Source organism: Shimia sp. MIT910701, assembly GCF_047126315.1.
GTDB lineage: Bacteria > Pseudomonadota > Alphaproteobacteria > Rhodobacterales > Rhodobacteraceae > Shimia.
The window spans coordinates 1,412,246-1,433,187 of record NZ_CP138953.1 but is presented as its reverse complement, the minus strand read 5'-3'; the positions used below and the strand labels follow the sequence as shown (position 1 = coordinate 1,433,187).

Below are 20,942 nucleotides of genomic sequence, written 5' to 3'. Positions count from 1 at the left end.
GACGCTTTAGGCAACACCCACCGCGCGCAGGGTTTAACTTCCATCGTGGAAAAAGTTGTAGATTGTCTCCGCCAGTTTATCAGAGACGCCATCCACGGCCTTCAAATCCGCCAAATTGGCACGGCTTACGGCTTTCGCGCTGCCAAAATGCGCCAATAGCGCTCGTTTCCGCGTCGCGCCCACGCCCGGCACGTCATCCAGCGGCGTTGCGCCCACTGCTTTGGCGCGTTTCGCACGGTGTGTGCCAATCGCAAACCTGTGCGCCTCGTCGCGCAGGCGCTGGATGAAATACAACACCGGATCATTCCGGCGCAGCGCCATCACGCTTTTGCCCACGCGGTGGAATTCTTCCTTGCCGTGGTCTCGGTCCACCCCTTTGGCCACGCCCACCATCGGAATATCCGCCACGCCGTGTTCGACCATGATCTCATGCACGGCGCTGACCTGCCCGGCGCCCCCATCGATCAACAGCAGGTCCGGCCACATGCCTTTGTCCCGATCAGGGTCTTCCTTCTGAAGCCGCGAGAACCGTCGGTGCAGCACCTCTTTCATCATGCCAAAATCATCGCCGGGCGTGATGTCATCGCCTTTGATGTTGAACTTGCGATAGCTGTTTTTCATAAAGCCGTCCGGACCCGCGACAATCATGCCACCCACTGCATTGGTGCCCTGTAAGTGGCTGTTGTCGTAGACCTCAATCCGTTGCGGTGGCCCACTCAGATCAAACGCCTCTGCCACACCGCGTAACAGCTTCGCTTGGGTCGCGGTTTCGCTCATCTTGCGCCCCAGGCTCTCCCGCGCATTGCGCAGCGCCCCGCTGACAAGTTCCGCCTTCTCGCCTCGCTGTGGCACGAGTATCTCAACCTTGCGGCCAAGCTTGTCACTCAAGGCATCCGCCAAAAGCGCGCTGTCTTCGATATCATCGGACAAGATGATCTGCCGCGGGGGATCCTTGCTGTCATAGAACTGGCCAACAAAGGCCTGCATCACCTCTGCCTTGCTCACATCTGGCCCAACCCGCGGATAGTAATCACGGTTGCCCCAGTTCTGGTTCGCCCGAATAAAAAACACCTGAACACATGCCTGCCCGCTGTCCATATGCAACGCAATCACATCAGCTTCTTTCACGCCCTGCGGATTGATGCCTTGGGCGCTCTGGACCTGGGTCAACGCCCGGATACGATCTCGCAAAGCCGCCGCCTTCTCAAACTCCAGATTGTCGGACGCCACCTGCATTTCCGCCGCCAGATCCGCCTGAACTTTGGTGGAACGCCCGCGCAGAAAATCATCCGCCGCCGCAACAAGCTTGGCATAGTCCTCTTTGCTGATTTTGCCACCACACGGCCCAGCACAACGCTTGAGATGATAGTTCAGACAAGGCCGATCTCCAGCTTCCACCTCCTTGTCTGTGCAACTGCGCAGCAGAAAGACCTTCTGCAAAGTGTTCAACGTGCGATTGACCGCGCCGGCACTTGCAAATGGCCCATAGTATTTACCTTTGCGCGTTTTGGCGCCCCGATGCTTTTCGATACGAGGGAAGTCGTGTTCCGACGAAATAAAAATATGCGGGAAACTTTTGTCGTCGCGCAGCAGCACATTGTACTTCGGCTTCAACTGCTTGATCAGGTTCTGCTCCAAAAGCAGCGCCTCGGTTTCCGTCTTGGTGGTCAGAAACATCATTGAGCTGGTTTCGGAGATCATCCGCGCAATCCGGCCTGAATGGCCTGCGGGTCTCGCATAGTTTGACACCCGTGCGCGCAGGTTCCGCGCCTTGCCGACATACAACACCCGCGCCTGCGCATCGAGCATGCGATAAACACCGGGCGATCCGTCCAGTGTTTTAAGGTAGTTTTGTATACATTCGTGTCCCGTCGGGCCGTCAGGACTTTCAACGCTGTCAGAGGTCATGTGTTTTCAAATATGATTCTTTTGGTCGGGCTGCAATCTTGACGCCCTTGACGCAAGAGTAAACAAATCCACGGAAACTGTGGATAAGTCTGAAGATATCTTTTGCCCTCACGCGGATTTCCCTTGTTTTTTGGCTGCTTTCGGCGCATTGCCTAAAAATTAGGCATAAAAATAAGCCATTGATTTCAAACGAAAGTTTTTTAAACACATCTCAAATTATTGAAATCATTAAGAAAAAGTAAAATTTATGTAACGGAACTGTGACCGGTGCAAAACTTATCTCTGATATGCGCTTTTCGCCGCAAAACGCCGACGTTGTTATCGCAATCAACCAACTCTGCGGCGAAGCCTGTTTCAGCCCGTCACCAACGCAAATGCTGGCCACCATCCACGCAAATTGCCTGCCCAGTCACAGCTTTGGCATCCAGCAAATAGCCCAAAGCCGCGGTAATATCGTCCACGCCAACGCCCCGACCAAGCACTGTGCCAGCCCGCTCAGCCCCAAAATCCGCAGCGTCCTGATGCGCCCCTTGCAACGTTGGCCCCGGCGCGATGCCATTCACGCGGATATGCGGCGCCAATCCCTGCGCGGCTGTCTGGGTCAGCGCCCAAAGCCCCATCTTCGCCAAAGTGTAAGTCGAAAACTCCGGCGTCAGGTTGCGGATACGCTGATCCAGCATGTTCACCACCAGCCCTGCCGCCACCGGCTCGCCCTGTGCATCTTTCGCCGCCGCGAGGCCCTGCGCCGCCATCAGCTGCGTCAAAACGTAGGGCGCCCGCAGGTTGCTCTCCATATGGCGGTCCCAACCCTCTCTGGTTGAGGACTGCACAGAGTCATCCTCAAATATTGATGCATTGTTGATAAGGCAGGTGATCGGCCCACCCAGAGCCGCAACACTCTCGGTAAACAGCGCCTTGGTTTGCGTCTCATCCAGAAGGTCTGCCTGCACCGCAACACTCGTCTGTCCGCAGGCCTCAATCGCCGCCACCGTCTCCGCAGCCCCTTCAACAGAGGTCGCATAATGCACCGCCACGTCATAACCGCGCTGCGCCAATGCCACAGCCATCGCTTGTCCAAGCCGCTGTCCGGCGCCAGTTACCAATGCCCGCGCCATATCAGTCTCCGCTTAAATTAGGTCAGGGTTATCAAGATGTAAGCTAGATAGAGTACGGTGAGAATGACACCCCAGATGCGTGTGATGTCTCTTTTTAGGAAAACAAATGGGATCAGGATCAGGGACGCGCCCAGCATCACCCAGAAATCAAACTCGAAGAAGTCCGGGTCCACGCGGATCGGGTGAATGATCGAGGTGATACCGATAATGGCCAACAGGTTGAACATGTTAGAGCCAATCACGTTGCCCAGCGCCACATCCGCCTGACGGCGCAGTGCGGCCATCACGGTGGTCGCCAGCTCTGGCAAAGAGGTGCCCAGCGCGATCAGCGTCAAGCCGATCACCGTGTCGCTCACGCCATACCGCCGCGCAATGATCTCGGCGTTGTCCACCATCAAGTCCGCGCCGAGCGGCAGCCCCACAAGACCCAGAATAAGGAAGACAATGATGCGCCACCACGGCATGTCCGGGTCCGCGCCTTCGACCTCTTCCTCGTCCATTTCCATGGCGGCTTCGGCCTTCTTGTGGCACCGCGCCTGATAGAATGCGCTGCCCAGCACCAACGCCAGCGCGCCCAGCAAAACCAAACCATTGCCAAAGCGGAAGAAACCATCCGCAGCCAAGGCGATGAACAGCACCGAAGCGGCAATCATCATCACAAAGTTGCGTCTGGAATTGCAGTGGCTGGTGTGGATCGGCGCCAAAATGGCCGGAACACCCAGCACCAACAGGATGTTGGCAATATTGGAGCCAACAACGTTACCAATCGCAATGCCCGGCGCGTTTTTCAACGCGGCCTGGATAGAGATCAACAGTTCAGGGGCAGAGGTGCCAAAGGCCACAATCGTCAGCGAGACGATCAACGCCGGAATCCCGATCCGCAGCGACAGGTTCACCGCGCCACGTACCAGCGCGTCCCCAGCCAATAGCAGGATCACCAAACCCAGCGATACCAGCAACCATTCCATGCTCTACCCCATGTCCTTGCCGCAGGGGCATGGCCCCTTGCCAATTTTGTACCGCCCGCACTTGGGGCATTTCTTTGATTGCAACTGCTTCTGGCCCGGAAACCGGAGTTTGCCAAACATCGCGAGCACCGCCATGCCGACCAGAAACAGAGAGACAATCTTTACCAGCACGTCAGAGCCCAAACCGCGCGAACTGCGCCCGTTCTTCAATGCCCGCAACCGCATCCTGGGCGAGTGAAGCCCCAAAACGCTGCCACATGGACCGTTTGATGCCATAACGGCGCAGCTTCACTTTGTCCCCAAAGCGCGCCTTCAAAACCGGCACCAAATGTCCAATTTCGTCGATCAGACCAACCTCTTTGGCCTGCGACCCGATCCAGATTTCTCCGGTGAACAGGTCATCATTGTCCGCAAGTTTTTTGCCCCGCCGTGATTGCACATGGGCGATGAAATTCTGGTGAATTTGCTCCAGCATCCGCTTCAGCCGGGCCACATCTTCGGCCTTTTCCGGCTGAAATGGATCGAGCATCGATTTGCTTTTTCCAGCTGTGTAAACCCGCCGTTCAAATCCCTGACGCGACAGGAACACATTCGCGCCGAAGCCCGCTGAAATCACGCCAATGGAGCCAACAACCGAGCTTTCGTCCGCGTAAATCTCATCCGCCGCCGCCGCGAGCCAATAGCCTCCGGATGCGGCCACATCCTCAACAAAGGCAATGACAGGAACCTCTTTTTCCTCGGAAAGCCGCCGGATGCGGCTGCCGATCAGCGCGCTTTGCACCGGGCTGCCACCGGGCGAATTGATTTCAAGCGCCACCGCCGCAGGCTTGCCCTTGGCAAAGGCTTTTTCCAGCAACGGCGCCAATGTGGCATCGTTCAATTGTCCACGACCGCCCGCGGCAATCATGCCTTGCAGACGCACCACCGCCACTGTTGGCGCTTTCTTGGCAAAAGGGTTCAAGCGTTTCATCCCATGGCATGTAGAACGCGCATGGTCGTTTCACAAGGTAAGCCCCTCAGGAAAGCGATGTTTGTGATCAAAAATCCTGATGTGACGCGAGTCACCTCGCGTCACTCTGCAAATCAGGCCCGAATGCGCCAACCGGTTTTGAAGATCCACCAGATGATGCCCATGCACAGGGCAGTGAAGCCGAAGATCGCCAACAGGCTCAGCCCCACAGGCACATCCGCCGTGCCAAAGAAGGACCAACGGAAACCGGAAATCAGATACACCACAGGGTTAAACAGCGTGATCTTCTGCCAGATCGGCGGCAGCATCGAGATCGAATAAAACGAGCCGCCAAGGAACACCAGCGGCGTCACCACCAACAGCGGGATTAACTGCAGCTGCTCAAAGTTGCCCGCCCAGACCCCGATGATAAAACCAAACAGCGAGAAGCTCACACAGGTCAGCACCAAAAACAGGATCATCGCCCAGGGGTGTGTGACCGGCACATCGACAAACATCGACGCGGTGGCCAAAATCACCACACCAATGAACAGCGCTTTGGTCGCCGCCGCCCCCACAAAGCCCAGTACAATCTCAAAGAAACTGACCGGCGCGCTCAAGAGTTCATAGATGGTGCCAATGAACTTCGGGAAATAGATGCCAAAAGACGCGTTTGAGAGCGCCTGCGTCATCACCGACAGCATGATCAGCCCCGGCACAATAAACGCCCCGTAACTCACGCCCTCAACCTGATCGATCCGGCTGCCAATCGCGGCGCCAAACACCACAAAATACAGCGACGTGGAAATCACAGGAGAAATGAAACTCTGCGCAATTGTGCGGAAGAACCGCACCATCTCGGAGTAGTAGATTGCCCATACAGCCGTGAAATTCATGCCGCGCCCTCCTTCACCAGCCCGACAAAGATGTCCTCAAGGCTCGACTGGTCCGTCTGAATGTCTTTGAGCTGCAAGCCAGCCGCACTGATTTCGCCCAACAGGCGGGTGATGCCCGTGCTCTCGCCGCTGGTGTCATAGTGATAGCGCAGCGCATTGCCGCCCTCGGCAATCTCCAGATTATAGCTCGCGAGGCTCTCCGGTACGCTCTCCACCGGCGCTTGCAGGTCCACTTGCAGGGTCTTCTGCCCCAAACGCTGCATCAGCGCCGCCTTCTCTTCCACCAGCAGCAGCTCACCACCGTTGATCACGCCCACACGATCGGCAATCGCCTCGGCCTCTTCGATGTAGTGCGTGGTCAGAATGATGGTCACGCCCTGCTCTTTGAGCTTGGCAACCACATCCCACATGTCCTTGCGCAACTCCACGTCCACACCTGCCGTCGGCTCATCCAGAAACAGCACCCGCGGTTCATGGCTCAGCGCCTTGGCAATCAGCACCCGCCGCTTCATACCGCCGGACAGCATCATGATCCGCGCGTCTTTCTTGTCCCATAGCGACAGCTGCTTGAGGATCTCTTCGATCTTGGCAGGGTTGGCCTTTTTACCAAACAAACCGCGCGAATAGGTGACCACATCGATCACCTTGTTGAACGGCTCCAAGTTGATCTCCTGCGGCACCAGACCAATCATCGACCGCGCCGCGCGGTAGTCCTTGACCACGTCGTGCCCACCCACGGACACCGAGCCCGCACTCGGATTGGTGATCCCGCAAATGGTGGAAATCAATGTGGTTTTGCCCGCGCCATTCGGCCCCAGAAGCGCGAGAATTTCGCCCTCCTTGATGCCCAGAGTCACGCCTTTGAGCGCCTCAAACCCACCTTTGTAGGTTTTGCGCAAGTCTTTTATGTCTACAATCACCGCCGGCTCCCTCTTCCGGTCTGCACCTTTGTAAGCGCGCCACCCTATCAGGTGGCTGGTCCGCGCCAAGTGCACAAATTTTCAGAGGGATATGTGCACCACCGCACGGCTCTACAAGCCCGGTGAAGCAATCTGTTTTACATGCAAAGGATTTCTTGCGTGGCTTAGCCGCCAGTCATCCGCTTCAGCAGACCCTTTTTCGGGGCCTCTTCCGCCACCTCTTCGCCCTCATCCGCTGGCCCTTCCAGCGAGGTCTGCAAATTGGTGAAAAACTGATCCGCCATCTTTTTGGCAAAGCCGTCAATCAACCGGCTGCCCAGCTGTGCCAGCTTACCACCCACCTTGGCGTCCACTTCATAGCTCAGCAGCGTACCCGTTTCACTCGGAGCCAGCGTCACATCCGCGCCACCTTTGGCAAACCCGGCCGCGCCACCTTTGCCTTCACCGGTCAGTGTCAGGCTTTCACCCTCCACCAGATTGGACAGCTCGACTTTGCCTTTGAAGGTCGCCTTCACCGGCCCAACCTTCTGCACCACAGTGGCCTCAAAACCCTCCTCGGCGTTGCCGGTCACGTCTTTTGCACCTGGCACACAATGGAGCAGGCTGTCCGCGCTGAGCAAAGCCGCCCAGACGTCCGCCACCGGGGCCGCGATTTCGCGTTGATCACTCATATGCATTTTGGCTCTCCTCCTGTGGCTCGTTGTCGCCAACCTAGGCAGATGCACAAACCGCTGCAAGCACACCAAGGTCGTAGCAGATCGCAAGCGCGACACCCTTTCTCAAAAATGGGACACAATCATGTGTATACTGGGGTTGATCCCACGCAGTAGAACACCATATCACGACCAGATAAGTTAATCGCATTAACATAAGAGTTTCCGATGCCCTCCGACATCCAAAGAAAGCTGACAACCATTCTTGCAGCAGACGCCGCCGGCTACAGCCGTGTGATGGAGTTGAACGAGGAAGAAGGCCTGCGCACCCTCAAAGCCGCGCGTGCCGTGTTCAAGAAATTCATTGCCCGCCATCATGGTCGCGTGGCCAACACCGCAGGGGACGGCTTGATTGCCGAATTTCCCTCTGTGGTCGAAGCGGTGCAATGCGCCATCGAGGTCCAACGCGAATTGGGCGATCAGCGGCAAGACCCTGAAATGGCAATTAATTTCCGCATTGGCATACACCTTGGCGATGTCATGGTGGATGGCAAGGACCGACTTGGAGAAGGCGTCAACCTCGCCGCGCGCCTGCAAAGCATGGCGGAACCGGGGGGCATTTTGATCTCTCAGCAGGTGTACGACCAAGTGCGCGGCAAACTCACCGTTGGCTTTGACTACATCGGTGAACGCCACCCAAAAAATTTCTCCGAAGGTGTGCAGGTCTACTGCGTCGCCAACATGGCCAACGCCTATCCCAAAATGCACATCCCGGAGCCAGAGCGCGCAACTCCCAATGTTGCGCCGCAAAGCGCCGCGCCCTTCGCAGCCAAAGCAAGCTCTTGGCCTGATGATTAGTTTGATGAGGTCCTCAACAAGGAGCGCCCCCAATCTGCCTCCTCCGACGCAGGGGACGACGACGCCGAAGTCGCGCTACGGACGCGCGGCAAACAATTTGCCCTGATCTTTGGCGCGTTGTGTGTGATCGACATGATCTCCGGGCGCGGACTCTGGGCCCATTGGCCCGGCCTCGCCCTGCTCACAGCGTGGCTTTTTCAAGCGGCACCCCTTTGGGCCAACACCCGGTTTAGTCCAGCCATGCTCCGTGGCGCAGCGGTTGTCACAGCACTGGTGCTCATCAATCTGTTTTCGTGGGATGGATACTTCTGGGCCATCTGGCCAGCAGGTGCTCTGGGGTTTGCCGCCCTGATGCGCCGGACCCGCAAACGCACCTAAACCAACCAAACAACACAGGCGATGCTCCTTCTCCGTCGTTTCGGAGGGCCACCCTTCGCGTGCCGCCCAGCAAATTCCGCAAAGCGGAATTAACTTCCGCATATTGACAGATCGCTCCGAATCCCGTCTCCTAGTCACAAGTGAAACTAAATTTCGCACTGCAGAATATTGTGAGAAACAAGGGTTGGGAGCCGGTCACATGATTTCTAGAATTCTCAAACTCGAAGACGGTGTGGGCTGCGAATTTGGCCTCTCCAAATGGGTCAAAATCGATCAAGCCATGATCGACGCCTTCGCCAAAGCCACCGGCGAAGCGCAAACCATCCACACCGATCCGGACGCCGCCAAGGACACACCCTATGGCAGCACCGTGGCCCCCGGCTTCCTGACGCTCTCCCTCCTCAGCCAGATGATCGCCGACGCCGTGCCCCGTACCGAAGCCGAGAGCACCGGCATCAACTACGGCTTTGACCGCGTGCGCTTTGTCGCCCCCGTCAAAGCAGGCGCCGAAATTCGCGGCCGTTTCACATTGGCAAAATACTCCGAGCCGCAGCCCGGTGTGATCGAGATGCAGTGGAATGTGACTGTCGAAATCAAAGGCGAGGACAAACCGGCGCTGGTGGCGCAATGGAAAAACCTGCGCTTTGAGCAAGGCGTCGAGACCTACGCGCAAGCCAGCTAGGGCTCAAAACGTACCTCCGCAAAACAGCCGCGATACAGCCGCAATACCGACGTGAAAAATCAGGACATTTCCCCATGCGCGACGCCCTCATTGTCTCCACCGCCCGCACGCCAATTGGCAAGGCTTACCGCGGTGCGTTCAACAACACCCAGGCGCAGGAACTCATCGGCCACGCGGTGTCTCACGCGGTCTCCCGCGCTGGATTGGAAGGTCATGAAGTCGAAGACTGCATCATCGGCGCCGCGCTTCAGCAAGGCGCCACCGGCGGCAACATCGCCCGCCAAGCCGTGATCCGCGCGGGCCTGCCTGTCACCGTTGCGGGCATGTCGCTCGACCGCCAATGCGCCTCCGGCATGATGGCCATTGCCACGGCAGCAAAGCAGGTTGTGCACGACGGCATGGACGTCGCCATCGGCGGCGGCGTGGAGTCCATCTCTCTGGTGCAAAACGACAAAATGCGCATGGACCGCCGCGTCGACCCGTGGATCAAGGAACACAAACCGGCGCTCTACATGTCCATGCTGGAAACCGCCGAGATCGTCGCCGCCCGCTACGGAGTGACCCGTGAAGATCAAGACGCCTACGCGCTGCAATCCCAACAACGCACCGCCGCCGCGCAGGCCGCGGGCAAGTTTGACGATGAGATTGTGCAACTGACCTCAACAATGGGCGTGATGGACAAAGAGACCAAAGAGATCTCTTTCCAAGAGGTTACGCTTGAGAAAGACGAAGGCAACCGCCCCTCCACAACCATGGAAAACCTGCAAGGCCTGAACCCCGTCTTCAAAGACGGCCAGCAGGTCAAAGAAGGCCAATTCATCACCGCCGGCAACGCCAGCCAACTGTCAGACGGCGCCTCCGCCTCGGTGATCATGGAGGCCAAAATGGCCGAAAAACAAGGCCTTGAGCCGCTGGGACGTTACGTTGGCGTCATGGCAGCCGGGCTGGAGCCGGACGAAATGGGCATTGGCCCGATCTATGCCGTACCAAAATTGCTCAAGGCGCACGGCCTGACAATGGACGACATCGGTCTCTGGGAACTCAACGAAGCCTTCGCCTGTCAGGTGCTGCACTCCGCCCGCGTGTTGGGCATCCCAAACGAAATCTTAAACGTGAACGGCGGCGCCATTTCCATCGGGCATCCCTATGGCATGTCCGGCGCACGGATGGTTGGCCACGCCCTGATCGAGGGCAAACGCCGGGGCGCAAAATATGTTGTTTGCACAATGTGCGTTGGCGGCGGCATGGGCGCCGCGGGTCTGTTTGAAGTTCTGTAACAACTTAACTTCAAAAGAAAAAGCGCGGCGCCGCAGCCGGCACCGCGCTCGACAGTCGGAAAAGACTGTCTCAGCCGCCAACTGTACGTGACACAATCTCTGCCACAGTCCCGTCATCCATCATGGATTGTAACGCAGCATTGAAGTCCGCAATGAATTTTTGGGATTCTTCATCCTGCCAATCCGCGCGAAACCCAATATGGGCGGTCTCTGCAGAGGCATCCAAAACGCGCACCACGCCTTTAAGACCTTTGCCGTTGATCACCATTTCTGCCGCCAACTGCTCCTGCACATAACAATCAATGCGCCCTTTCTCGAGCTTCTTCAGATTTTGCTCAGTGGTTTGGGCCTCTTGTAACGTGATCGTCCCCGCCTCCACCATGTCAAAAAAAGCTTTGCCAGGCGTGCCAAACCCTGCGTTGTTGCCAAAGGTCAAACCTGCAAAATCTGCTGGATAAGCCCAATCCGATTGGGCTACGCCTTCTCGACAATAGACCGACACTTTCTCGGTCACCGGCGAGGTCGAATACGTTCCTATCCATGGACGGGACTCTGGACGGTAGTAGGTTCCAATCAAACCGTGTGCTTGCCCAATCTCAACCAACTTAACAGCGCGCGACCAAGGCACGGCTTCCAACACCACGTCTTACTCTCCTTCGACGCGAGACAAGGCTTCATCGATAAAATCAGCCCCAATTCCAGTCGGTTGGCCGTTTTCCAATCCCATGTAGGGCGCATACGCCTCATCCTGAACCAGCTTGATTGGGGCAGCCGTAACTACGGTCGCTGCCGTCGCGCAGGCCAGAGCCGCTGCATAGACTACACGTTTCAACATTTTATTTGTCCTCCAGATGTGAAAGCGTTTCGAAGCTGGACAAAACGCTCGTCTGGGAGGATTAAATTGATGTTTATTTCTGATTTTGGCTTCATACAGAATGTCGATTTGGACTCACTGACCTCACCGGTAAACCTGGTTTGGTCCAAGCAACTTCCACTTGACTTGCCCCTCACAGGCAATCACAGCCCGGTGAAGCCTGCTCCCTAAATCTCGACTTACCCGTATATTGCCTCCAACATAGGAGGAACAACCATGCTCACACGCCGCGCCGCCCTTGGCCTTTTTGCCGCCGCTCCACTTGCCTACGCGCTCACCCCGCAACGTGCCTTGGCCCGCGAACCGGAGGTGTTCCAAAACCCCATCGCGATCAATGGATACGACCCGGTGGCCTATTTCACCGAGCAAAAACCGGTCGAAGGCTCCCCCGCCAACCTGGTAGACTGGAACGGCGCGACCTGGCGCTTTGCCACTGCGCAAAACGCGGCGAAATTTCAAGCCAATCCAGAGACTTATGCGCCGCGTTTTGGCGGATACTGCGCCTATGCCGCGTCCAAAGGCTACCTCGCACCAACCATCCCTAAAGCCTGGACCATCCACGAGGACGTACTCTACCTCAACGCCAACCTGCGTGCACAGGAACTCTGGCGTCAGAACATTCCCGGCAACATCACCAAAGGCCTTGCCAACTGGCCGGGCATCTTAGGTTAATAGCAAAAGGCGCGCCACCACGGGCGCGCCTTTTGAATAGGGCAACAACTTAAGCCGCGTAACCTTTCATCACTTGGCTTAAGTGATAATCCGTATCGCCCAGCTGCGCGTCGAGCATAATCAACCGCTTGGCATAATGACTCACCGCATATTCCCAAGTCATAGCGATCCCGCCGTGCATCTGAATACTCTCTTCCGCCACCAACCGCGCCGCACGGCCGATCATGTTTTTGGCCATCGACGCATATTTGGGCGCATCATCGCCGCCTAGCTCGGCCGCCGCTTTGATCGTGATCGACCGTGCCTGCTCGATCTCGGTCAGCATGTCCACCGCACGGTGCTGCAACACCTGAAACTTGCCAATAGGGATGCCAAACTGCTTGCGCTGTTTGAAGTAGTCTACGGTGGTGGCATGGGTCACTTCCATCGCGCCCACAGCCTCCGCGCAGAGCGCAACAATCCCTGCGTTTACAGCATCTTGCAAAGCTGCCTCTGCATCCGACAAAACCAACGTCGCGGGCGTGTCATCCAGCAGCACCTCTGCCGCGCCGCCGCCGTCCATCATGCCGTAGCCGGTCACATTGGCGTCGCTTGCATTCACGGCAAACACACCCAACCCGTCGCCATGTTTCGCCGCAACCAGCACCACATCCGCCACCTGCCCGCCGTACACGGTGGACTTACGCCCCGACAGAGTGAACCCGTCCCCTTTGGCCGTGGCCACCGTGGCGATCTGGTCCAGCTCATACGGCGCATCGATCTCGGTGATGCCCACCGCGTATCTCGTGACCCCGGTCAGCAACGCCTCCTGATCCGCACCCGCCGCCGCCAGCAACCGCGACGCCATCAGCGCGCCTAGTACAGGTTCAGGACACAACGCCTTGCCAAGCGCTTCAAACACCACGGAAATGTCAAATCCGCTGCCGCCCATGCCGCCAGCATCCTCAGGCGCCAGCGCATAAAGCGCGCCCAGTTCCACCAACTGATCCCACAGCGCAGGATCATGATACGGCGCCTCATAGGCCACCTTGATCCGGTGCTCGACAGGGTATTGCTCACTCAGAAACCGCCCCAACGTGTCCGCCAACATCTGGCGTTCTTCGGTCAGATTAAAGTCCATCTCAAAGCTCCAGCATGGTTTTGGTCACGATATTGCGTTGGATCTCGTTGGACCCACCGAAGATCGAGGTTTTGCGGTTGTTGAAATACCGCGCCGCGTTGTGCTCAGTATCCGCCGGGCCAAACATCAGGTTGCCCTCGGTGACATGGCCGGGGAACGGTGCCGCCGCTGGGCCCAAGGCCCGCCGCGCAAGATCCTTAAGTTCCTGATTGATCACCGTGCCTTTGATTTTCAAAAGCGATGTCTCTGGCCCCGGCGCGCCCTGCTCCTGCGCTTTGAACAGCATGCGCAGATTGGTGATCTTCATCGCCTCAAGATCAATCTCCGCCTGCGCAATCCGCGCGGCAAAGAGCGGGTCTTCGATCAAAGGCTTGCCCCCGCGCATTGTGCTACGTGCAATCACCTTCACTTCTTCCAAAGCCTGCATCGAGAAGCCCACCCCGGCAATCCCCGTGCGCTCATGGGTCAGCAGAAACTTGGCAATCGTCCAGCCTTTGTTCTCTTCCCCCACAAGGTTGCCAATCGGCACCCGCACATCGGTGAAGAACACCTCGTTCACCTCATGCCCACCTTCGATCAGCTTGATCGGGCGCACCTCAATGCCCGGCGTCGCCATATCGACAAGGATAAAGCTGATGCCTTCCTGCTTCTTGGCGTCTGGATCCGTGCGACACAGGCAGAAAATCCAATCAGCATGCTGTCCCAAGGTGGTCCAGGTCTTCTGACCGTTGATGACCCATTCGTCGCCGTCCCGCTCAGCCTTGGTTTTGAGCGACGCCAAATCCGACCCTGCGCCGGGTTCGGAATAGCCCTGACACCACCAATCGGTGCCGTCCAGAATACGCGGCAGGTAATGCGCCTGCTGGTCTTTGGAGCCAAATTTGATCAGCACCGGCCCCAGCATATTCAACCCAAAGGGCACAATCCGCGGCGCATAAGCCCGACAGCATTCTTCCTCAAAGATATGCTTCTGCACCGGGCTCCATCCTGGACCACCGAACTCTTTGGGCCAGATTGTCGCCAGCCAACCGCGCGTGTTCAGAATGGCGTGCCATTCTTCCATCATCGCCTTGGTTAGCTCGCCCCCGGAGCGCACCGCGCTGGCAATCTCTTCCGGCAGGTGCTCGGCAAGAAAGGCGCGCACCTCATCGCGAAACGCCAGATCCTCCTTGGAATAACTCAGGTCCATGCTGTCACTTCCCCTTGTTCAAATCGGCGAAGCTGCTGCCATCCTCGGCCATTTTCCGAAGCAGTGCAGGCACTTGCCAATAATGCGCATCTTCTTCCGCATACGCCTCGATCCGCTTCACAAGCTCCGCCGCACCAATCGTGTCCGCGTAGTGCAACGGTCCGCCACGGAAACGCGGGAAGCCATAGCCCATCAGAAACACCACATCGACATCCACCGGGCGCAGCGCAATCCCATCTTCAACCACCCGCGCGGCCTCTGAAATCATCGCGGTCATGTAGCGGTCGACAATCTCCTCGTCACTGAATTCACGTGGCGTGATGCCCGCTTTGGCGCGCTCTTCGTCGATGATGGCGTTCAGGTCCGGGTTCTCCAACGTCTCGCGGCCTTCATAGACAAAATAGCCTTTGGCGGTCTTGCGCCCGTTCCACTCGTTTTCGCTCAGCCGGTCGGCAATCGCCCCGCTGTAGCGCTCCTCCGCCGGACGGGTTGCCTCGCGCCGCTTGCGGGTCATGTAACCGATGTCCAATCCGGCCAGATCGCCCACGCGGTGCGGCCCCATGGCAAAGCCAAAGCCTTCCAGCGCCTTGTCCACCTGATCGGGATGAGCCCCATCCAGCACCAGATAGCTCGCGGTTTTCAGGTAGTGCCCCAAAATGCGGTTGCCAATGAACCCGTCACAGACACCAGCCCGCACAGCCACCTTGCGCATCTTCTTGGCCAGCGCAAAGCCCGTCGCCACCACCTCTGGCGCGGTCTTTGCCCCAACGACCACTTCCAGCAGCTTCATGATGTGCGCGGGCGAGAAGAAATGCAGCCCCAACACGTCCTGCGGCCGCTTGGTCATCGCCGCGATTTCATCCACATCCAGATAAGACGTGTTAGACGCCAGCACCGCACCCTCTTTGCAGATCGCGTCCAGCTTGGTGAAGATCTCTTTCTTGATCTCCATTTTCTCAAACACCGCCTCGATCACCAAATCGACGTCTGCAAGGCTCTCCATCTCGGTCGAGGCCGTCAGCTTTGCCAGTGCCGCATCGCGCTTTTCTTGGCTCATTTTCCCGCGCTTCACCGAGCCATCCAGATTGCCGGTGATCGTCGCCACGCCACGATCCAGACCTTCCTGCGAGACCTCAATCAACGTCACGGGCAGCCCGGCCATCAAAGCCGAGGTCGAAATGCCAGAGCCCATGGTCCCGCCGCCAATCACGCCAATGGACGCAATATCACGCGGCTGCGCCTTCTTCTCTGGGATGTTCGCCACCGCCCGCTCGCCAAAGAACGCATGGATCAAGCCTTTGGACTGCGGCGACGGCAAACACTCCATAAACCGCGCCCGCTCAAACGCCAGCCCCTCTTGGAAATTCCCGGTCGAGGCCGCCACGCACTCCACACATTTCTGCGGTGAAATCAGATGCGGGTGCTTCTTCTGCACCGCAGCCATGGTCGCCTCAATCGACGCATCATCCGGCGTTGTGGTCAACTCCCCCGTCCGGCGCGTCGCCAACGTGCCCGCCACAACATCCTTCGCTGCCGCCAAGGCCACGGCGCGTGGCTCCCCTTCGTCGATACGGTCCACAAGCCCCATCGCCAACGCGTCTTTCGCAGGCACATGACGCCCCGACAGGATCAAGTCCAACGCATTGGCAACACCCGACAAACGCGGCGCGCGTTGTGTGCCACCGGCCCCCGGCAGAATCCCCAAAAGCACCTCTGGCAGGCCCACCTTCGCCGTCGGCACCGCCACCCGCGCGTGACAGCCCATCGCAGTTTCCAGACCACCGCCCAGCGCCGTGCCATGGATCACCGCCACAATCGGTGTCTCGTTGTCCTCAAGAATGTTGCAGACCTCCGGCAAGCCCGGCTCCAATGGCGGCTTGCCAAATTCTGTGATGTCCGCCCCGGCAATGAACGTCCGCCCTGCGCAGTAGAGACCAATTGCTTTCGAGGACCCCGTCGCCTTGATCTCTTCCAAAGCATCGACAATCCCCTGCCGCACAGCCACACCGCTGGCGTTCACCGGCGGGTTATCAATGCAGATCAGCGCCACATCTTCCACAAATTCCACGGTGACCTTTTTCTCGCCCATCGTGAGCCTCCCTCGCATCTACATGTTGGCCCCAGTTTACGGCGGCTTCCGCCACGCGAACATCTGTTTCGCGGCCTTCCTGCAAAAAACGACGCGACGACACTTGCGCAAAATTTCCCGCTGAAATCCCGCAAAGCCACGCTAGGCTGGCTCACGCCCCGCGCGGACACGCAAGATCAAAGGACGGCACCATGCCACACCCCAACGCCCGCATTCCGGATTTCTGGCCCACTGGCAAAGACTGGACCTTTGACCGACCAGATCAGCCAATTGATGTCAGCATGGATGAAGCCGTGGCCAAGTGGGGCGACAACATCGCCGTGACTTACAATGGCGCGGACTACACTTACCGTGACATCGCCACCCACGTGGACGCACTGGCTGGCTATTTGCAACACGTCGGCCTGACCAAAGGCGACCGGGTGCTGCTCTACACCCAAAACTGCCCGCAATATATCATCAGCTTCTTTGCCATCCTACGCGCGGGCGGCGCTGTGGTGCCCGTGAACCCGATGAACAAGCAGGCCGAGATCGACTATCTCGTCGCGGACACCGGTGCCCAGATTGCCATCTGCGCGTTGGAGCTGTCCGAGCACATATTACCCGCCCTCAAGCGCGGCGACCTAGCCACGCTGATCGGCACCCGCATGACCGACATGGGACAAGCAGATTTTGACCTGATCCCGTCCAACCTGGCACAGGCTATGTCGGAACAGGACGCCGCAGCCCTTGGCATAACCGGCTTCCAATTGGCCCTAGACGCAGGCCATGTGCCCGCCCCCCGCGACACCACCAGCGATGACCTCGCCGTCATTCCCTACAGCTCCGGCACCACCGGCCAGCCCAAAGGTTGCATGCACACACATCGCACCTTTCTGGCCTCTCTCTACGCCAGCGTGATCTGGAACCCACCGCATGAGGACACCGTGCATCTCGCCGCGCTGCCGTTCTTCCACGTCACCGGCATGGTTGGCGGTATGTGCGCGCCGATCCTGACCGGCGGGCGCAACGTGATCCTGCCGCGCTGGTCTTCCAAACTGGCCGCAGGCCTGATCCAACGCTACAAAATCTCCCGCTGGCGCTCGATTGCGACCATGGCGATTGATCTGGTGAACGACCCGGATTTTGACAGCTATGACCTCTCCACCTTGGAAATGATCGGCGGCGGAGGCGCCGCCATGCCAGACGCGATTGCCAAGCGACTTAAGGGCATGACCGGGCTAGACTACATCGAAGGCTATGGCCTGTCCGAAACCATGGCCGCCACCCACATCAATCCTATCGACGCGCCCAAGCGCCAATGCTTGGGCCAGCCCATCTATGAGGTCGACAGCCGCGTGTTGGAAATCGGCGGCGACACAGAACTGCCCCATGGCGAAGTTGGCGAGATTGTCATGCACGCCCCGCAAAACTTCACCGGCTACTGGCAACGCCCCGAGGCCACCGCCGAGGCTTTTGTGGAGATTGACGGCGTGCCGTTTTTTCGCTCCGGTGACATCGGGTATCGCGACACAGACGGCTATTTCTTCATGGTCGATCGCGTCAAACGCATGGTCAACGCTGCAGGCTTCAAAGTCTGGCCTGCCGAAATCGAAATGCTGATGCTGCACCATCCCGACATTGCCGAATGCTGCGTTGTTGGCGCCAAAGACGACCGGCGCGGCGAATGTGTCAAAGCCTTTGTCGTGCCCAAAGCCGAGTCCCGCGACACACTCACGGAGGACGCCATTATCCAGTGGTGCAAAACCCAGATGAGCGCCTACAAATGCCCAACCATCGTAGAGTTCATCGACGCGTTGCCGAAATCCGGCGTCGGCAAGGTCTTGTGGAAAGAGCTCTCATGACGCATAGAAAATTCCACCATGCGGAAATAGACGCCTGCCCATGAGCCCGAACTTGCCTTTCCTTACCCGGCACCGCCGGGTTGCGCCTGCCTGCCCCTCTGCAGGCGCATTCTGCGCCCACCCAGTCAGGCGCAGCCCTCAAACGCATTGCCGCGAGCCAAATTAATGAGAAAACGCACTTCCGTCGCCAGCGACGCCCCAGCTCCCGAAACAGACCGCCAATTTGTCACCGCCTTGTCGCGCGGCTTGGACGTGCTGCGCTGCTTCCGCCCCCGCGACCGCGCGGGTCTGTCCAATCGCGACATTGCCGAACGTACCGGCCTGCCCAACTCCACCATCTCGCGCCTAACCTACACGCTGCTGCAAACCGGCTACCTGCTTTATGATGAGCAAACCGGCCGCTACCGCATCGGCGTGCCCGCCCTCAGCCTGGGCTTTGCCTGCCTCGGCTCCATGCCAATCCGCGACGCTGCCAAAGACCACATGCAGCGCCTCGCGGATTATGCGGGCGACGGCGTGCAAGTGGCTCTTGGTGCGCGCGACGATCACACCGTGACCTACCTCGCCTGCGCGCGCGCAGACCACGGCATGATGTCGCTGCAATTGGGCGTTGGCTCCCGTATTTCGCTGGCCCGCTCCGCCATGGGCCGCGCCTATATCGCGGGCTGCAAGCCGGAGGAACGCGCCGAAATCCTCGAAGCTTTGGCGGAACACCACGGCCCAGAGCGTTGGCCCGCCATTCTCGACGGCATCAACACCGCCGCTGCGCAGATCGCGGAAAAAGGCTTCTACGTGAACTACGGCGACTGGCACGAAGGCGTGCACTCGGTCGCGGTGCCTTTCCCCATGGAGAGCGACGCAGCGCCAGACATGGCCCTCAACCTCGGCGGCCCCGCGCCCTTTCTGACCAGAGACCGCATGGAAAACGACCTCGGCCCGCGCCTGCTCGAGATCGCCAAGGCCTTACGCCTGCACGCCACCCAGATCTAAATCCGCTTGACGCTTTCCTAGTTGCACCCCACCGTGCCCATCGCACTTTTGGGGAGGCGCTATCATGGCCACAATCACAGCCAAGGACATCGACACCTACCAACAGGACGGCGTTGTCCTGATCCGGGGATTGTTTGCCGATCACGTCGAGACCCTGCGCAAGGGCGTCGAACGCAACCTTGCAGAGCCCGGCCCCTATGCGTCTAACAACGAAAAAGCAGGCCAAACCGGCCGCTTCTTTGACGACTACTGCAACTGGCAGCGCATCCCCGAATTCCAAGAGGTGATCGAAACCTCGAAGGCCGCCGAGGTCGCCGCGCAACTGATGCAATCCAACACAGTCCAAATGTTCCACGACCATGTCCTGGTGAAAGAACCCGGCACCTCGATGGCCACCCCCTGGCACACCGACGGGCCGTATTACTTTGTCGAAGGCCAGCAAACCATCAGCTTCTGGTCGCCGCTTGATCCGGTGAAAGACGCCACCCTGCGCATGGTCGCAGGCAGCCACAAATGGGAAAAGCCGGTCCTGCCCACCCGCTGGGTTTCCGAGGAAAGCTTCTTCCCCAACAAAGACGACTACATGCCGATCCCTGATCCCGACGCCGACGGCATGCGCGTTTTAGAGTGGGAAATGGAACCCGGCGACGCGGTGGCCTTCAACTACCACATCCTGCACGGCGCGCGTGGCAACACCGCCACCCAACGCCGCCGCGCCTTTTCCCTGCGCCTTCTTGGGGATGATGCCCGCTATGTGGACCGCCCCGGCCCCACGTCTCCACCGTTCCCGGGCCACGATATGACACAAGGCCAAAAGCTGCGCGAAGACTGGTTCCCGATGCTGTGGCCCCGCACCTCGAAACAATCCTAGGCAAAAACGCGCAAAGCCCTATTCTCGTCAAAGGTTTGTCAGGGTTTCTCTGCAACCCTGCCGCCTGACAACATAGGAACGCGCTTTTATGAACCTCTTTGCCGCCGGCCTTCTGGCCTTCACCGCCAATACCACTGCGCCCGCGCAAGCCCCAACCACCAGTGCAGCACCGCCCGCCCCCACTGTTGTAGACAGCGGATACTGGTCCTACGGCTCTTGGCAAGTGGTTGCGGAAACCATCGACACCGGCGAAGACCTGCGCCGCACCTGCACCGCCTTCACCGGTGGCGACGGCAACCCCACCCTGAGCGTGGAAATCAGCAACGGCGACGCCGGTCCTCCTCACTTTTTCCCAAGCGTCGAAGTGCGTGAAAGCGCCTTTCGCGGACACCCCACCGTGATGCAGGACGCCCAGGCCATCTACATCCGCTTTGATGATGAAGACAGCATGGACGCCGTGGTCACCGGCTACTTTGACGAAGAGGGCTTTGCCCAAGCGACCTTCCGTTTTGACCACCCAGACAGCCAATGGGTGCTTCGCGCCATGCGCAAAAACGGCCAACTCGACACCGTGGTTGGCGGGCACGTCTTCGCCACCTTTTTCCTGGGCGGCTTCACCGCGTCCTATGTGAAAGCCATGGACGAATGTGGCTTCACCGGCGCGGGCGTCGTGGACTAATCCAGAACAA

Annotated in this window: 21 protein-coding genes; 9 read left to right on the top strand and 12 right to left on the bottom strand. The window is 58.6% G+C overall.

Annotation, left to right across the window (positions count from 1 at the left end; translation table 11 throughout):
* Positions 1 to 33: 33 nt before the first annotated feature.
* The 7 genes from uvrC to SIB38_RS06835 form a co-directional block, all read right to left on the bottom strand.
* On the bottom strand, positions 34 to 1,908 hold the full coding sequence (uvrC, locus tag SIB38_RS06865) for an excinuclease ABC subunit UvrC (protein WP_294117697.1): 1,875 nt from the start codon (positions 1,906 to 1,908) through the stop codon (positions 34 to 36).
* Between the two features lie 362 nt (positions 1,909 to 2,270).
* Positions 2,271 to 3,023: an SDR family oxidoreductase gene (locus SIB38_RS06860; protein WP_412551676.1), complete on the bottom strand. Its 753-nt coding sequence runs from the start codon at positions 3,021 to 3,023 to the stop codon at positions 2,271 to 2,273.
* 17 nt (positions 3,024 to 3,040) lie between these two features.
* Entirely contained in the window at positions 3,041 to 3,991 is a 951-nt protein-coding gene (locus SIB38_RS06855; protein WP_412551675.1) for a calcium/sodium antiporter, read from the bottom strand.
* A gap of 172 nt (positions 3,992 to 4,163) precedes the next feature.
* Positions 4,164 to 4,961, bottom strand: a complete 798-nt coding sequence (locus SIB38_RS06850) for a S49 family peptidase (RefSeq protein WP_294117704.1) — start codon at positions 4,959 to 4,961, stop codon at positions 4,164 to 4,166.
* A 113-nt stretch (positions 4,962 to 5,074) separates the two neighbouring features.
* Complete coding sequence (locus SIB38_RS06845) at positions 5,075 to 5,836, bottom strand: ABC transporter permease (protein ID WP_294117706.1); 762 nt, start codon at positions 5,834 to 5,836, stop codon at positions 5,075 to 5,077.
* Positions 5,833 to 6,756: an ABC transporter ATP-binding protein gene (locus tag SIB38_RS06840; protein ID WP_294117707.1), complete on the bottom strand. Its 924-nt coding sequence runs from the start codon at positions 6,754 to 6,756 to the stop codon at positions 5,833 to 5,835. Before SIB38_RS06840 ends, SIB38_RS06845 begins: the two co-directional genes overlap by 4 nt.
* A gap of 164 nt (positions 6,757 to 6,920) precedes the next feature.
* On the bottom strand, positions 6,921 to 7,433 hold the full coding sequence (locus SIB38_RS06835; RefSeq protein ID WP_294117709.1) for a CoxG family protein: 513 nt from the start codon (positions 7,431 to 7,433) through the stop codon (positions 6,921 to 6,923).
* 204 nt (positions 7,434 to 7,637) lie between these two features.
* Here SIB38_RS06835 and SIB38_RS06830 point away from each other — a divergent pair, with 204 nt between their 5' ends.
* The 4 genes from SIB38_RS06830 to SIB38_RS06815 all read left to right on the top strand — a co-directional run bounded on the left by SIB38_RS06830 (position 7,638) and on the right by SIB38_RS06815 (position 10,604).
* A complete protein-coding gene (locus SIB38_RS06830) occupies positions 7,638 to 8,267 on the top strand; it encodes an adenylate/guanylate cyclase domain-containing protein (RefSeq protein ID WP_412551674.1) in 630 nt (209 codons plus the stop codon).
* A 240-nt stretch (positions 8,268 to 8,507) separates the two neighbouring features.
* Positions 8,508 to 8,645, top strand: a complete 138-nt coding sequence (locus tag SIB38_RS06825) for a hypothetical protein (protein ID WP_412551673.1) — start codon at positions 8,508 to 8,510, stop codon at positions 8,643 to 8,645.
* A gap of 199 nt (positions 8,646 to 8,844) precedes the next feature.
* Entirely contained in the window at positions 8,845 to 9,327 is a 483-nt protein-coding gene (locus SIB38_RS06820) for a MaoC family dehydratase (RefSeq protein ID WP_294117714.1), read from the top strand.
* Positions 9,328 to 9,401: 74 nt separating this feature from the next.
* Positions 9,402 to 10,604 carry an acetyl-CoA C-acyltransferase gene (locus SIB38_RS06815; RefSeq protein ID WP_412551672.1) on the top strand — a complete coding sequence of 401 codons (1,203 nt, stop codon included), beginning with the start codon at positions 9,402 to 9,404 and terminating at the stop codon, positions 10,602 to 10,604.
* Positions 10,605 to 10,674: 70 nt separating this feature from the next.
* Here SIB38_RS06815 and SIB38_RS06810 read toward each other — a convergent pair whose 3' ends face one another.
* Complete coding sequence (locus tag SIB38_RS06810) at positions 10,675 to 11,247, bottom strand: substrate-binding periplasmic protein (protein WP_412551671.1); 573 nt, start codon at positions 11,245 to 11,247, stop codon at positions 10,675 to 10,677.
* A gap of 3 nt (positions 11,248 to 11,250) precedes the next feature.
* Positions 11,251 to 11,439: a hypothetical protein gene (locus SIB38_RS06805; RefSeq protein ID WP_412551670.1), complete on the bottom strand. Its 189-nt coding sequence runs from the start codon at positions 11,437 to 11,439 to the stop codon at positions 11,251 to 11,253.
* Positions 11,440 to 11,694: 255 nt separating this feature from the next.
* Here SIB38_RS06805 and SIB38_RS06800 point away from each other — a divergent pair, with 255 nt between their 5' ends.
* Positions 11,695 to 12,150, top strand: coding sequence for a YHS domain-containing (seleno)protein (locus SIB38_RS06800; protein WP_294117721.1), 456 nt, complete (start codon positions 11,695 to 11,697; stop codon positions 12,148 to 12,150).
* 49 nt (positions 12,151 to 12,199) lie between these two features.
* Here SIB38_RS06800 and SIB38_RS06795 read toward each other — a convergent pair whose 3' ends face one another.
* From SIB38_RS06795 to SIB38_RS06785, 3 genes are read right to left on the bottom strand one after another with little or no spacing between them, the layout of a single operon-like run.
* The gene (locus tag SIB38_RS06795; RefSeq protein ID WP_412551669.1) at positions 12,200 to 13,270 is read right to left on the bottom strand and encodes an acyl-CoA dehydrogenase family protein; all 1,071 of its coding nucleotides are present in this window, start codon (positions 13,268 to 13,270) and stop codon (positions 12,200 to 12,202) included.
* Between the two features lies 1 nt (position 13,271).
* Complete coding sequence (locus SIB38_RS06790) at positions 13,272 to 14,459, bottom strand: acyl-CoA dehydrogenase family protein (RefSeq protein WP_294117727.1); 1,188 nt, start codon at positions 14,457 to 14,459, stop codon at positions 13,272 to 13,274.
* 4 nt (positions 14,460 to 14,463) lie between these two features.
* Positions 14,464 to 16,548, bottom strand: a complete 2,085-nt coding sequence (locus SIB38_RS06785) for a 3-hydroxyacyl-CoA dehydrogenase NAD-binding domain-containing protein (RefSeq protein WP_412551668.1) — start codon at positions 16,546 to 16,548, stop codon at positions 14,464 to 14,466.
* A 191-nt stretch (positions 16,549 to 16,739) separates the two neighbouring features.
* Between SIB38_RS06785 and SIB38_RS06780 the strand changes: the two genes are divergently transcribed.
* From SIB38_RS06780 to SIB38_RS06765, 4 genes are all read left to right on the top strand, one after another.
* Positions 16,740 to 18,392 (top strand): long-chain-fatty-acid--CoA ligase, encoded by a 1,653-nt coding sequence (locus SIB38_RS06780; protein ID WP_412551667.1) that lies wholly within the window; start codon positions 16,740 to 16,742, stop codon positions 18,390 to 18,392.
* A 165-nt stretch (positions 18,393 to 18,557) separates the two neighbouring features.
* Positions 18,558 to 19,382, top strand: a complete 825-nt coding sequence (locus SIB38_RS06775) for an IclR family transcriptional regulator (protein WP_294117732.1) — start codon at positions 18,558 to 18,560, stop codon at positions 19,380 to 19,382.
* A 64-nt stretch (positions 19,383 to 19,446) separates the two neighbouring features.
* Positions 19,447 to 20,253 carry a phytanoyl-CoA dioxygenase family protein gene (locus SIB38_RS06770; protein ID WP_412551666.1) on the top strand — a complete coding sequence of 269 codons (807 nt, stop codon included), beginning with the start codon at positions 19,447 to 19,449 and terminating at the stop codon, positions 20,251 to 20,253.
* A gap of 88 nt (positions 20,254 to 20,341) precedes the next feature.
* Positions 20,342 to 20,932 carry a hypothetical protein gene (locus SIB38_RS06765; protein ID WP_294117736.1) on the top strand — a complete coding sequence of 197 codons (591 nt, stop codon included), beginning with the start codon at positions 20,342 to 20,344 and terminating at the stop codon, positions 20,930 to 20,932.
* The last annotated feature ends 10 nt before the right edge of the window (positions 20,933 to 20,942 follow it).